Raw genomic sequence first — 13,629 nt, 5'->3', positions numbered from 1 at the left:
CCGGGCGGGGGCCAGCCCCCCGCCTCCCCTGCTGTTCTCTACTCCCCAGACCCGCTGATCGCCATGACCGCTGATACCGCACCCCAGAAGACCAACCTGCTCGGCATGTCTCGCGAGGAGATGGAAGCCTTCTTCCTCTCCATCGGTGAGAAGAAGTTCCGTGCCGCCCAGGTGATGAAGTGGATTCACCACGAGGGCTGTGACGACTTCGCGGCCATGACCAACCTCTCCAAGGCGCTGCGCGCCAAGCTCGCCGACGTCGCCGAGATCCGCGGCCCCGGCGTGGTCTACGAGGGCACCTCCAGCGACGGCACCCGCAAGTGGGTGCTGGAGGTCGAGGATGGCAGCTACGTCGAGACGGTGCTGATTCCCGCCGACAACGGCAAGCGCCGCACCCTGTGCGTCTCCTCCCAGGTGGGCTGCTCGCTGGACTGCAGCTTCTGCTCCACCGGCAAGCAGGGCTTCCAGCGCAACCTCACCGCCGCCGAGATCATCGGCCAGGTGTGGGTCGCCCAGCGCAGCGTGGGCCCGCGCAAGGACACCGCCAACCGCCCGGTCACCAACGTGGTGATGATGGGCATGGGCGAACCGCTGCTGAATTACGATAACGTCGTGCCGGCCATGAAGCTGATGCTCGACGACAACGGCTACGGCCTCTCCAAGCGCCGCGTCACCCTCTCCACCTCCGGGGTGGTGCCGATGCTCGACAGGCTAGGCGACGAGCTCGACGTGAGCCTGGCCATCTCGCTGCACGCCGCCAACGACGAGCTGCGCAGCGAGCTGGTACCGCTCAACCGCAAGTACAACATTCGTGCCCTGCTGGACGCCTGCCACCGCTACCTGGCCAAGTGCGACGACACCCGCATGGTCACCGTCGAATACACGGTGATCAAGGACGTCAACGACCAGCAGCAGCATGCCCAGGAGCTTGCCGAACTGCTGCGCGAGCTGCCCTGCAAGATCAACCTGATCCCCTTCAACCCCTTCCCCCACTCCGGCTACGAGAAGCCCTCGCGCAACCAGGTCGTGCGCTTCCAGCAGTGGCTCTACGAACTGGGCTACACCGCACCGATCCGCACTACCCGCGGCGACGACATCGACGCCGCCTGCGGCCAGCTGGTGGGACGGGTCAAGGATCGTACCAAGCGCCACGAGCGCTATATCCAGTCGATCCAGATCGACGCCGACTGAGCGGGCAGGCCGCCTTGACTTCAACTGGTCACAACGCTTTGATGGTCAGGCTTTTGATCGCCCCCGCCTGCCCGCGGCCAGCCGCCGGAGGCCTCGTGTCGACCCTGGGGAGAACACCATGACGCGCCGCACTCGCCTGCCAGGAACCTCACGGCTACCCACCCTGGCCCTGCTGCTGGGCACCCTGTGGCTTGCCGGCTGTGCCACCCAGACCCAGGGGCTGGCCGGCAGCGAGCGTGATACCAGTCCCGCCGATGCCCACACCCAGCTGGGCGTGGCCTATCTGGAGCGCGACAACCTGCAGCGCGCCATGGGCGCCCTCGACCGCGCCCTGGCCATCGCCCCCAACGACCCGGAGGCGCTGCAGGCCATGGCCATGGTCTACCAGCGCCAGGGCGAGCGTCAGCTGGCCGATGAGACCTTCCGTCGTGCGCTCTCGGCGAATCGCGACTTCACCCGGGGGCGCAACAACTATGCGGCCTTCCTCTATGACCAGGGCCGCATCCGCGAGGCCTGCGAACAGCTCGAGCTGGCCTCGAACGACGCCCAGTACCCGGCCCGGGCTCAGCTCTTCGCCAACCTGGGGCAGTGCCAGCGCGAGCTGGGCGACCTCGAGGCGGCCCGACAGAGCCTCGAGCGCGCCCAGAGCATCGACCCGCGCAATCCGCGCAGCTATTTCACCCGGGCCGAGCTCGAGTATGCCGCCGGCAACCACGAGCTCGCCCAGCAGCAGATCGACACCCTGATTCGCCTGGCAGGCCCGAACCCCGAGGCGCTGCGCCTGGCGCGTCAGATCGCCGAGGCCCGCGGCGACCGGGCCTCGGCGGCCTTCTATTCCGAACAACTGGACGGCCGCTCCGGCACGCCCTGACCCAAGACTCTAGACGAAGGATGCTCAGCCATGAGCGACACCCAGACACCGGACTCCGCGGATACCGCCCTCTCGGCCTCGCCGGGCGAACAGCTCAGGCAGGAGCGTGAGTCCCAGGGCCTCACGGTCACCGAGGTGGCCGGTGCGCTCAACCTGCGCCCGGCGGTGATTCGCGGGCTGGAAGAGGACAGCTACGAGGAGGTGCCGATCCCCACCTATCGGCGGGGCTATCTGCGTGCCTACGCCCATCTGCTGGGTATCGACGAGACGCCGGTGCTCTCGGCCTATCGCGCCCGCTTCGGTAGCGAGGAGGCCGAGCGCCGCATCGCCCCGGTTCAGGTGACGCGCCCTCCCTCCCGCATCGGTGCCTGGCTGTTCCGGCTGGTCACCCTGCTGGTGATCGCCGGCCTGCTCGGCCTGACCCTGATGTGGTGGCAAAGCCGCGGCGGCAACGAGCCCCCCGGCATCGGCGACAGCAGCCCGGTGGCCGTGGACGGCCTGGACGGCACCACCACCACCATCGCCGAGCCCGAGCCCCCCGCGGTGACCGAGGCCCCGGCCACCGAGAGCCTGCCGCCGCTGCCCGAGGAGGGTGAGGGCCTGGGCCTGGTGGAAGACCCCGACGCCCTGGCCGATGCCCCCGCCGAGGTCGACGCCGACAGCGCCCTGGCGCTGGCCGATGCCGAGCCCGAGATGGTCGACGAGGCCGCCATCGATGAGGCCCCCGTGGAGGAGGAAGCCAGCGCCGCCGACCCGCGCCAGCTGGAGCTGACCTTCAACGAGCAGTCCTGGACCGAGATCTTCGATGCCAACAACCAGCGCATCTTCGTCGGCCTGCAGGAACCCGGCACCATGGCGAGCGTCGAAGGCGAACCGCCCTTCCGCCTGACCGTGGGCAACGCCACCGGCGTCGAGCTGATCTGGGCAGGCGAAGCCGTGGACCTCACGGCCCGCGCCGGCGCCAACAACGTCGCCCGTTTCACCCTGGGAGATTGACCGTCACCATGCACGCCCCATCCCCCATCGTTCGTCGCAAGTCACGCCAGATCCACGTCGGTAATGTGCCGGTCGGGGGTGATGCCCCCATCTCCGTGCAGAGCATGACCAACACCAACACCCTGGACGTGGCCGCCACCGTGGCGCAGATCCGCCGCCTCGAGGAGGCAGGCGCCGACATCGTGCGCGTCTCGGTGCCCGACATGGATGCCGCCGAGGCCTTCGGCAAGATCAAGCGTGAGGTGGCGGTGCCCCTCGTGGCCGACATCCACTTCGACTACAAGATCGCCCTGCGCGTGGCCGAGCTCGGCGTCGACTGCCTGCGCATCAACCCCGGCAATATCGGCAAGGAAGAGCGCGTGCGCGCCGTGGTCAGCGCCGCCCGGGACAACGGCATCCCGATCCGCATCGGCGTCAACGCCGGTTCGCTCGAGAAGGATCTGCAGAAGAAGTACGGCGAGCCCACCCCGGATGCGCTGGTCGAGTCCGCCATGCGCCATATCGACCACCTCGACCGCCTCGACTTTCAGGAGTACAAGGTCAGCGTCAAGGCCTCCGATGTGTTCATGGCGGTGGCCGCCTACCGCAAGCTGGCCGGCCTGATCGAGCAGCCGCTGCACCTAGGCATCACCGAGGCGGGCGGGCTGCGCTCGGGCACCGTCAAGTCCTCCATTGGCCTCGGCCTTTTGCTGATGGACGGCATCGGCGACACCATCCGGGTGTCGCTGGCCGCCGACCCGGTGGAGGAGATCAAGGTCGGCTTCGACATGCTCAAGAGCCTGCGCCTGCGCGCCAAGGGCATCAATTTCATCGCCTGCCCCAGCTGCTCGCGCCAGAACTTCGACGTCATCGGCACCATGAACGCCCTGGAGGAGCGCCTCGAGGACGTCAGGACGCCGCTGGACGTCTCGGTGATCGGCTGCGTGGTCAACGGCCCGGGCGAGGCCAAGGAAAGCGACATCGGCCTCACCGGCGGGTCGCCGGCCAACCTCGTCTACATCGACGGCAAGCCGGCCTCCAAGCTGCGCAACGACCACCTGGTCGACGACCTCGAGCGGCTGATCCGCGACAAGGTGCGCGAGAAGGAGCAGGCCGAGAAGGACATGATCGCCCGCGGCTGAATCGCAGAGATCGCAGCGGCGACCCATCAAGGAGCAAGCGTTGAGCAAGTCTGACAGTAGCAAGAAGAAGATCCAGGCCATCCGCGGCATGAACGACCTGCTGCCCGAGCAGTCCCCCCTGTGGCAGTACTTCGAGGGCAAGGTGCAGGCACTGCTGGCCCGCTACGGCTACGCCGAGATCCGCACCCCCATCGTCGAGCAGACCGCCCTGTTCAAGCGCTCCATCGGCGAGGTCACCGACATCGTCGAGAAGGAGATGTACACCTTCGACGACCGCAACGGCGACAGCCTGACCCTGCGTCCCGAGGGCACGGCGAGCTGTGTGCGTGCTGCCATGGAGCACGGCCTGCTGCACAACCAGACCCAGCGGCTCTGGTACCAGGGCCCGATGTTCCGCCACGAGCGCCCCCAGAAGGGCCGCTACCGCCAGTTCCACCAGGTGGGCGTGGAGGCCTTCGGCCTGGAGGGGCCGGACATCGATGCCGAGGTGATCCTGCTCTCGGCGCGCCTGTGGCGCGAACTGGGCCTTGCGGAGCACGTCACCCTGGAGCTCAACTCCCTGGGCTCCTCCGAGGCGCGTGCCGCCTACCGCGACACCCTGGTGGCCTACTTCGAACGGCACCATGAGCAGCTCGACGAGGACTCCCGGCGCCGCTTGGGCAGCAACCCGCTGCGCATCCTGGATTCCAAGAATCCCGAGATGGCCGAGATGCTGGCCGACGCGCCGAAGCTGATCGACCACCTGGACGACGACTCCCGCGCCCACTTCGAGGCGCTCTGCGCCATGCTCGACGCCGCGGGCATCGCCTACGTGATCAACCCGCGGCTGGTGCGCGGCCTGGACTACTACGGTCGCACCGTGTTCGAGTGGACCACCACCGCGCTCGGCAGCCAGGGCACCGTGTGTGCCGGCGGCCGCTACGACGGCCTGGTGGAGCAGCTCGGCGGCAAGCCGACGCCGGCGGTGGGCTTCGCCATGGGCATCGAGCGCCTGGTGCTGCTGCTCGAGACCCTGGCGCTGGTGCCCGAGTCCGCCCTCGGCGAACTCGACCTCTACCTGCTGCCCATGGATGACAGCGCCACCGCCGCCGCCCTGCTGCTGGGCGAACGGCTGCGCGGCGAGCTGCCCGGCCTGCGCGCCCAGCTGCACTGCGGCGGCGGCAGCTTCAAGAGCCGCATCAAGAAGGCCGACAGGAGCGGCGCCCGCCTGGCGCTGCTGCTGGGCGAGGACGAGCTGGCCCAGGGCACCGTCACCCTGAAGTTCCTGCGCGAGGAGCGCGAGCAGCAGAGCCTGCGCCAGGAGGCGCTGGCCGAGGTGCTGAGCGGCCTGCTGACCTCCCGGGACACCTGATCATTCCGGCGCCGGCCCTGCGCCGGCGCCCACCCGAACAGAAGGAGACCGCCCGTGGCGGAGCTGAGAACCGAAGAAGAACAGGTCGAGGCGCTGAAGCGCTGGTGGAAGGAGAACGGCATCTCGCTGATTGCCGGGGTGGCCATCGCCGCCGCCGGCGTCCTGGGCTGGAACGCCTGGCAGAACTACCAGGAGAATCAGGCCAGCGCCGCCTCGGCCCGCTACCAGCACCTGATCAACCTGACCGCCGGCACCCAGCTCGACGACGCCAGCATCGCCGAGGCCCGCGAGCTGGTCGTCGAGATCACCGACAACCACGGCAAGACCCTCTACGCCGACCTGGCCCGGCTGATCGATGCCCGCCTGGCGGTGGCCCAGGAGAACCCGGCCGAAGCCCGCGCCGCCCTGGAGGCGGTGATCGATGCCAGCGGCCGCGACTACGTCAAGGGGCTGGCTCGCCTGCGCCTGGCCCGCCTGCAGGTCGCCGACGGCGACGCCGAGGCGGCGCTGGCCACCCTGGAGGCCGGGGTGCCCGAGGCGCTGTCCGCCCAGCGCGCCGAGGTACGCGGCGACGCCTACCACGCCCTGGGCCGTGACGGCGACGCCGGCGAAGCCTGGCGCGAGGCGCTGGACCTGGCCGAGGCGCGCGACCAGCCGCTCTACGGCGTGCAGCTCAAGCTCGACAACCTTGGCCTTGACCACCAGGGGGTGGACTCATGAAACCGACCTTCCTGATCGCCGCCGTGGCCGGCCTGCTCGTGCTCACCGGCTGCGCTCGCAACCAGGTGGAGCCGCAGTATCCCCCCAAGGAGCTGGCAAGCTTCGAGGAGCGCGCCGAGCTGGCCAGCGCCTGGAGCGAGCGGGTCGGCCGCGGGCTGGGTCGCGCCACCTACCCGATCGCCCCCTCCCGGGATGGCGACGCCCTGTTCGCCGCCGATGAGCGCGGCCGCTTGGCCGCCTTCGATGCCGACGACGGCGACCGCCGCTGGCAGGTGGAGCTCGAGGTCCCGGTCTCCAGCGCCCTGACCGCCGTGGCCGGCGATATCTACCTCGGCACCCGCAACGGCGAGGTGCTGGCCCTGAGCCAGCGCGACGGCAGCGTGCGCTGGCGCGCCCGGGTGCCCAGCGAGATCCTGGCCGCCCCGCAGCCCAACCAGCAGCTGCTGGTGGTGCAGAGCGTCGACGGCAGCGTCACCGCCCTGGATCGCGCCAGCGGCGAGGAGCGCTGGAGCTACAGCGCCAGCCGCCCGTCGCTGACCCTGCGCGGCACCGGCACCCCCACGGTGATCGACCCGGTGACCTTCGCCGGCTTCGCCAACGGCCGCCTGGTGACCCTGGACAACCGCAGCGGCCAGCCGCTGTGGGAGCGTCGCATCGCCGTGGCCCAGGGCCGCAGCGACATCGACCGCCTGGTGGACCTGGCCGGCCAGCCGGTGCTGACCCCGGACGGCCGCCTGTTCGTCTCCAGCTTCAACGGCCGCCTGGTCGCCCTGGAGGCCACCCGCGGCGAGCCGCTGTGGGCCATCGACTACTCCAGCTACCACACCCCGATCCTGGTCGGCGACTTCCTCTTCGCCGTCAACGAGGCGGGCCATATCCACGCCCTGGACGCCAACGACGGCAGCGAGATCTGGCGCAATACCGCCCTGGAAGGCCGCAGCATCACCGCCCCGGCCTTCGCCGATGGCAAGCTGGTGTTCGGCGACTTCGAGGGCTATCTGCACCTGATCGACGCCCGCAGCGGCGACATCGTCGGCCGTGAACGCGTCGACCGCTCCGGCATCAGCGTGCGGCCCATCACCGAGGGCCGCCGCATCCACGTGCTGGCCAACGACGGCACTCTCAAGGCCCTGGACATTCGCCAATGACACCCGTGATCGCCCTGGTCGGCCGCCCCAACGTGGGCAAGTCGACCCTGTTCAACCGCCTGACCCGCTCCCGGGACGCCCTCGTGGCCGACTTCCCGGGGCTGACCCGGGACCGCAAGTACGGTAACGGCGTGCTCGGCGGCAAGGCCTATACGGTGATCGATACCGGCGGCATCAGCGGCGACGAGGAAGGCATCGACGCCGCCATGGCCGAGCAGTCCCTCGTCGCCATCGACGAGGCGGACATCGTGCTGTTCCTGGTGGACGCCCGGGCCGGCCTCAACGTGGCCGACCAGGCCATCGCCAACCACCTGCGGGTCAACCAGAAGAAGACCTGGCTGGTCGTCAACAAGACCGACGGCCTCGACGAGCCGAGCGCCGTGGCCGAGTTCTGGGAGCTGGGGCTCGGCGAGCCGCGCCCCATCGCCGCCGCCCACGGCCGCAACGTCACCGCACTGATCGACGAGGTGCTCTCCCCCTTCCCCGAGCGGGACGAGAGCATCCCGGTGGATACCGGCACCAAGGGCATCCGCATCGGCGTGATCGGCCGCCCCAACGTGGGCAAGTCGACCCTGGTCAACCGCCTGCTCGGCGAGGAGCGGGTGGTGGTCTATGACGAGGCGGGCACCACCCGCGACGCCATCGAGATCCCCTTCGAACGCCGCGGCAAGCCCTACGTGCTGATCGATACCGCCGGCGTCCGGCGGCGCAAGAACGTCCACGAGATCGCCGAGAAGTTCTCGATCATCAAGACCCTGGATGCGATCAAGGAGTGCCATGTCGCCATCATGGTGCTGGATGGCCGCAGCGGCCTGGTGGAGCAGGACCTGCACCTGCTCGACTACGTGCTGACCAGCGGTCGCGCCCTGGTGCTGGTGGTCAACAAGTGGGACGGCCTGGAGCACGAGGCCAAGGAGAAGATGCGCGCCGAGATCAAGCGCCGCCTGGGCTTCGCCGACTACGCCGACCTGCACTACATCTCGGCGCTGCACGGCACCGGCGTAGGCGACCTCTACCCCTCCATCGAGCGCGCCTTCGCCTCGGCCAACGCCCACTGGTCCACCAACCGCCTGAGCACTATCCTTCAGGACGCGGTGGAGTCCCATCAGCCGCCCATGGTGCATGGCCGGCGGATCAAGCTGCGCATGGCCCACCAGGGCGGCGCCAATCCGCCGATCATCGTGGTCCACGGCAACCAGACCGACTCGCTGCCCGAGGCCTACCGCCGCTACCTGACCAACACCTTCCGCAAGGTGCTGAAGGTGCGCGGCACGCCGATGCGCTTCGAATTCCGCTCCGGAAAGAACCCCTTCGACCCCATGGCCGACGCCAGCGACCGCGAGAAGGCCAAGAAGCGCGAACTGGACCGCACCAAGGAGGCGCGCAACAGCCGCCGCCGCTGAATCCACCGCGCCAAGCCCGCCTGACAGCGCCCGCCCCGCCCCTGCAACGACAGAGGGGCGTCCGGGCGCTGTCGCTTTTCGGCCACTTCCCGCGCCTCGCCGAATCCCGCAGAATCCGCCTGGCACGCCCCCTTGACACAATCCGCTTGACAGCCGGGCCCGCCGGCCATCTAATGCGCCGATTTTGCAGCGCAGCATAGTGCGCCGCGGGCCCCGCTACCCCCATTCCGACAGGAGGCACCTCCGCCCATGTTACGTCTCGTTCCTGCCCGTTTCCGGCGCTGGCGGCTGCTTGCCCCGCTGTGCCTCTCCGCCCTGCTCGCCGGCTGCCTGGCGCTGCCGCAGACCGGGCTCTTCGCCTTCCGCCTGGCGGTGACCTCACTGGGCGTCGAGGAGGTGCGCATCGGCCCCTACGCCGTGGATGCCCGCCTCGACACCAGCGACATCATGTCCCTGGCGCTCCAGAGCCTCGGCGCCGGCAGCCTGCCGGTGCAGGCCACCCTGGCCATGGGCCTTGGGCTGCCGGTGGGCATGCCGCCGGTGGAGATGTCGGGCTTCCGCTGGAGCCTGGACATGCCGGGCGTGGACCCGGTCAGCGGCAACTACGAGCAGGACGTGACCCTGACCTCGGGTGACGACGCCAACCTGCGCCTGCCGGTGGCCTTCGACCTGCTGGCCGGCGGACGCGAGGGGCTCGGCCCGATGGTGGAGCTGGCCAGCCAGCTGGCCCGCCAGGGCGAGCTGCCCGCCGGCAGCGAACTGGCCATCACCCCGGGCGACCTGCGCGGCCTGGGCATGACCCTGCCCGCCGGCCTGCTCACCCCGACAATTCGCCTGGGCATCGGCGAGGATGGCAGGCTGATTCCGCGGGGGTAGCTCGATTCGGGGCTGTTCCGGCGACAGGCCTTCCCCTACTTCCCATGCAGGCGTCGGCGGCCCACCCACTGGGTGGCGAACTGCCAGGCGCCGCGGCCGCTGCGCCCGCCGCGCAGGGTGGCGAAGCGGATCGCCTCGGCGCGGGCCTCGGCATTCCAGTCCTCGCGGCTGCCCAGCTGGGTGACCCAGTGGCAGCAGGCCTCCAGGTAGATGTCCTGGTTGAAGGGGTGGAAGCCCAGCCACAGGCCGAAGCGATCGGAGAGCGAGATCTTCTCCTCCACGGCGTCGCCGTGGTGGAGCTCGTCGCCCACCAGCCGCGAGCCCTCGTTGTCGCTCATCGACTCCGGCAGCAGGTGGCGGCGGTTGGAGGTGGCATAGAGCAGCACGTTGGGCGGTGGGCCGGTCAAGGCGCCATCCAGCACGCTCTTCAGCGCCTTGTAGGCGTCGTCGTGCCCCTCGAAGGAGAGGTCGTCGCAGTAGACCACGAAGCGGTGGGGCTGGTGGCGCAGCTGCTCCACCAGCATCGGCAGCCCGGCGAGATCGTGGCGATCCACCTGCACCAGCCGCAGCCCGTCCGCGGCCAGGGAGTTGAGCAGCGCGCGGATCAGCGATGACTTGCCGCTGCCCCGGGAGCCCCACAGCAGGGCATGGTTGGCCGGCAGCCCTCGCAGGAAGGCGCGGGTGTTGTCCACGAGCGCCAGCTTCTGGCGCTCGATGCCCAGCAGGTCGTCGAGGCTCAGGGCATCGCGCGGCGGCACCGGCAGCAGCCGGCCACCCAGGCTGTGGCGCTGCCACAGGGCCGCCACATCACGGGTCCAGTCCACCTCCTGGGGAGGCGGCGGCAACCAGTGCTCCACGTGGTCCAGCAGGTTGATCAGGCGGCGCGTCAGCTCCGTGTCCATGGGGGCTCCTTCTCCGTGTCGGGCGGTTGACCTTGCAGGCATTCCGGGTATCTTGTGGCGAACCTTGTGGCGCCGTCCAGCGTCATACCGCACTGAGACGAACATGACTGGTCACAGGAGACCCCCATGCGCTGGTTCCACTTCCTCACCGTTGGCGTGCTCAGCCTCAGTCTGACCGCCTGTGCCACCTCTCCCACCGGTCGCCAGCAGCTCACCCTGGTCTCCGATGCCCAGCTCAACCAGATGGGCGCCCAGGCCTTCGAGCAGTACCAGCAGGACCTGCCCCAGGCCGGCGCCGCCGAGCAGCGCTATGCCCAGTGCATCGCCGACGCCATCATCGGTGCGCTGCCGGCGGAGCAGCAGCGCTCACAGAACTGGCAGATTCGCGTCTTCGAGTCGGAGCAGGCCAACGCCTTCGCCCTGCCGGGCGGCTACATGGGGATCAATACGGGCCTGCTGAACGTCGCCCGGACCCAGGAGCAGGTCGCGGCGGTCGTCGGCCACGAGATCGGCCACGTGCTGGCCCGTCACGCCAACGAGCGGGTCTCCACCCAGACCGCCACCCAGCTCGGCCTCTCCGTGCTCTCCTCGGCCTCCGGCATGCAGGGCCCGGGGGGCCAGCAGATGATGGGTGCCCTGGGCCTCGGCGCCCAGTACGGTGTGCTGCTGCCCTTCTCCCGGCGCCACGAGAGCGAGGCCGACGTGATCGGCCTGCGCCTGATGGCGGATGCCGGCTTCGACCCCCGCGAGAGCGTCACCCTGTGGGAGAACATGGAGGCCGCCGGCGGCGGCGCCCGCCCGCCCGCCTGGATGTCCACCCACCCCAGCCAGGGCCAGCGCATGGCCGGCTTGCAGGCCAACATGCCCGAGGCGGTGGCACGCTTCGAGCAGGCGCGACAGGCGGGACGCACGCCGAACTGCCCGCGCCCCTAGGCAACACTGATTCGTTGCTGCGCTCGAAACCCTACGGCTTGTTGGAAAGCGAATGCTGAGACTTGGACTGCTGCTGTTGATTGCCCCCATCCTGCTGCTGATGGGGGTCTACTTCTGGGAACTGTCGGACGTGCGCGAGTGCACCTACGCCGGCGGTTACTGGGACTACCTGGAGGGGGTGTGCCGCGACACGCCCCAACCCTTCGTCTCCTGGCTGCAGCGCTACCCGTGGCTGGTCAACGGCGGCATGCTGCTGTCGGTGATCGGCATGGGGCTGTGCATGGTGGGGCTATACGTAAAGAGACGCTGAGGGCTCAACGTAAAGAGACGCTGAGGGCGACGCCGAGACTATAGCGACGCCCTGAGTGTCTCCAGCACCGGGGCAGTGTCGGGGCGCCTGCCGCGCCACTGGAAGAAGGACTCCGCCGCCTGCTCCACCAGCATGCCGAGGCCGTCGACGGGCCGGGCGCCGCGGGCCTCGGCCCAGCGCAGGAACACCGTGGGCTCGGCGCCGTACATCATGTCGTAGGCGGTAGCACCCTCTGAAAAGAGGTCGTCAGGCAGCGGCGGCAGGTCCCCGGCTAGGCTCGCGCTGGTGCCGTTGATCACCACATCGAAGGGACCGGCCACGGCATCGAAGCCGCCGCCCGTGATCGTGCCCAGCTCGCGGAAGTCGGCGGCCAGGGCGCGGGCCTTGGCCGCCGTGCGGTTGGCCACGACCAGGCTCGCCGGCCTCTCGGCCAGCAGCGGCTCCAGCACCCCGCGCACCGCGCCGCCGGCGCCCAGCACCAGGATGCGGGCGCCGGCCAGGGTCACGCCGTGGCGCACGAGGTCGCGCACCAGCCCCACCCCGTCGGTGGTATCGCCATAGGTCAGTCCGTTCTTTCCCAGCACCAGGGTGTTCACCGCCCCGGCGCGCCGGGCGCGCTGGCTCAGGGTGTCGCAGAGGCGAAAAGCCTCCTCCTTGAAGGGCACGGTGACGTTGGCGCCGCGCCCGCCCTCGGCGGTGAAGCGCCGCCAGGCACCGGCGAAGTCGTCCAGGGGCGCCTCGATGGCGGTGTACTCCATGGCCTGGCCGGTCTGGGCGGCGAAGGCAGCGTGGATGGCCGGCGACTTCGAATGGGCCACCGGGTGGCCGAAGACGCAGTAGCGGTCGGTCATGGTCACTCCTTGATCAGTCATCGAGACCCGCCTCGCCCAGCCAGTCCCGAGGGCGCAGGTACTCGTCGTAGAGCAGCGCCTCGGGGCTGCCGGGTTCCGGCGTCCAGGCATACTCCCAGCGCGCCAGGGGCGGCATCGACATCAGGATCGACTCGGTGCGCCCGCCGCTCTGCAGCCCGAACAGGGTGCCGCGGTCCCACACCAGGTTGAACTCCACGTAGCGGCCGCGGCGATAGAGCTGGAAGTCGCGCTCGCGCTCCCCGAAGGGGGTGTCGCGGCGGCGGGCCACGATGGGCAGGTAGGCCTCGAGGAAGGCATCGCCCACGGAGCGCTGGAAGGCGAAGCACTGCGCAAAGCCCCCCTCGTTGAGGTCGTCGAAGAAGAGCCCGCCGACGCCGCGGGTCTCGTCGCGGTGCTTGAGATAGAAGTAGTCGTCGCACCACGCCTTGTAGCGCGGATAGGCGTCGTCGCCGAAGGGCGCGCACGCAGCACGGGCAACGCGGTGCCAGTGCACCACATCCTCGAACACCGGGTAGTAGGGGGTCAGGTCGAAGCCGCCGCCGAACCACCAGACGGGCGCCTCCCCCGCCTTCTCGGCGATGAAGAAGCGCACGTTGCCGTGGCTGGTGGGCACGTGGGGATTTTCCGGATGCAGCACCCAGGAGACGCCCACCGCATGGAAGCTGCGGCCGGCCAGCTCCGGCCGGGCCGCGGTGGCCGAGGGCGGCAGGCGCTCGCCGAAGACGTGAGAGAAGTTGACGCCGCCCTTCTCGAACACGCGGCCGTGCTCGATCACCCGGGAGCGCCCGCCGCCCCCCTCGGGGCGTTCCCAGGCGTCCTCACGGAACCCCGCGCCGCCATCTTCGGCGGCGAGGGCCGCACAGAGGCGCTCCTGAAGGTCGAGCAGGTAGGTCTTGACGTCGTCGAGTCGGGCGTGGGCCAAGGCGATCTCCTCG

The 13,629-nt window shown here is 69.8% G+C and carries 14 protein-coding genes; 11 read left to right on the top strand and 3 right to left on the bottom strand.

Annotated elements, in window-relative coordinates; all coding sequences use genetic code 11:
- The first annotated feature begins 63 nt into the window (after positions 1-63).
- The 9 genes from rlmN to HIR79_RS04735 all read left to right on the top strand — a co-directional run bounded on the left by rlmN (position 64) and on the right by HIR79_RS04735 (position 9,677).
- On the top strand, positions 64-1,191 hold the full coding sequence (gene rlmN, locus HIR79_RS04775; protein ID WP_169957461.1) for a dual-specificity RNA methyltransferase RlmN: 1,128 nt from the start codon (positions 64-66) through the stop codon (positions 1,189-1,191).
- A gap of 118 nt (positions 1,192-1,309) precedes the next feature.
- Positions 1,310-2,062, top strand: a complete 753-nt coding sequence (gene pilW, locus HIR79_RS04770; RefSeq protein ID WP_169957460.1) for a type IV pilus biogenesis/stability protein PilW — start codon at positions 1,310-1,312, stop codon at positions 2,060-2,062.
- A 30-nt stretch (positions 2,063-2,092) separates the two neighbouring features.
- Positions 2,093-3,058, top strand: a complete 966-nt coding sequence (locus HIR79_RS04765) for a RodZ domain-containing protein (RefSeq protein WP_169957459.1) — start codon at positions 2,093-2,095, stop codon at positions 3,056-3,058.
- Between the two features lie 8 nt (positions 3,059-3,066).
- Positions 3,067-4,179: a flavodoxin-dependent (E)-4-hydroxy-3-methylbut-2-enyl-diphosphate synthase gene (gene ispG, locus HIR79_RS04760; RefSeq protein WP_169957458.1), complete on the top strand. Its 1,113-nt coding sequence runs from the start codon at positions 3,067-3,069 to the stop codon at positions 4,177-4,179.
- Positions 4,180-4,219: 40 nt separating this feature from the next.
- The gene (gene hisS / locus HIR79_RS04755) at positions 4,220-5,530 is read left to right on the top strand and encodes a histidine--tRNA ligase (protein ID WP_283241854.1); all 1,311 of its coding nucleotides are present in this window, start codon (positions 4,220-4,222) and stop codon (positions 5,528-5,530) included.
- Positions 5,531-5,584: 54 nt separating this feature from the next.
- A complete protein-coding gene (locus tag HIR79_RS04750) occupies positions 5,585-6,250 on the top strand; it encodes a YfgM family protein (RefSeq protein WP_169957457.1) in 666 nt (221 codons plus the stop codon).
- Positions 6,247-7,398, top strand: coding sequence for an outer membrane protein assembly factor BamB (bamB, locus tag HIR79_RS04745; RefSeq protein ID WP_169957456.1), 1,152 nt, complete (start codon positions 6,247-6,249; stop codon positions 7,396-7,398). The genes HIR79_RS04750 and bamB overlap by 4 nt, the downstream gene beginning before the upstream one ends.
- Positions 7,395-8,801 (top strand): ribosome biogenesis GTPase Der, encoded by a 1,407-nt coding sequence (gene der, locus HIR79_RS04740; protein ID WP_169957455.1) that lies wholly within the window; start codon positions 7,395-7,397, stop codon positions 8,799-8,801. Before bamB ends, der begins: the two co-directional genes overlap by 4 nt.
- Positions 8,802-9,050: 249 nt before the next feature.
- Entirely contained in the window at positions 9,051-9,677 is a 627-nt protein-coding gene (locus tag HIR79_RS04735; protein ID WP_169957454.1) for a hypothetical protein, read from the top strand.
- 35 nt (positions 9,678-9,712) lie between these two features.
- Here HIR79_RS04735 and HIR79_RS04730 read toward each other — a convergent pair whose 3' ends face one another.
- Positions 9,713-10,579, bottom strand: a complete 867-nt coding sequence (locus tag HIR79_RS04730; RefSeq protein ID WP_169957453.1) for an ATP-binding protein — start codon at positions 10,577-10,579, stop codon at positions 9,713-9,715.
- A gap of 126 nt (positions 10,580-10,705) precedes the next feature.
- On the opposite strand from HIR79_RS04730, the gene HIR79_RS04725 reads away from it, so the two are divergent.
- Complete coding sequence (locus tag HIR79_RS04725; protein ID WP_169957452.1) at positions 10,706-11,512, top strand: M48 family metallopeptidase; 807 nt, start codon at positions 10,706-10,708, stop codon at positions 11,510-11,512.
- Positions 11,513-11,564: 52 nt separating this feature from the next.
- Complete coding sequence (locus tag HIR79_RS04720; protein ID WP_110068392.1) at positions 11,565-11,822, top strand: hypothetical protein; 258 nt, start codon at positions 11,565-11,567, stop codon at positions 11,820-11,822.
- 38 nt (positions 11,823-11,860) lie between these two features.
- On the opposite strand, the gene aroE is transcribed toward HIR79_RS04720, so the two are convergent.
- Positions 11,861-12,673, bottom strand: coding sequence for a shikimate dehydrogenase (aroE, locus tag HIR79_RS04715; protein WP_110068391.1), 813 nt, complete (start codon positions 12,671-12,673; stop codon positions 11,861-11,863).
- 13 nt (positions 12,674-12,686) lie between these two features.
- Positions 12,687-13,616 (bottom strand): oxygen-dependent coproporphyrinogen oxidase, encoded by a 930-nt coding sequence (gene hemF / locus HIR79_RS04710; protein ID WP_169957451.1) that lies wholly within the window; start codon positions 13,614-13,616, stop codon positions 12,687-12,689.
- Positions 13,617-13,629 lie beyond the last annotated feature (13 nt).

Source organism: Halomonas sp. PGE1, assembly GCF_013000985.1.
Taxonomy (GTDB): Bacteria; Pseudomonadota; Gammaproteobacteria; order Pseudomonadales; family Halomonadaceae; genus Halomonas; species Halomonas alkalicola.
This window is presented reverse-complemented; position numbering and strand designations above follow the sequence as displayed.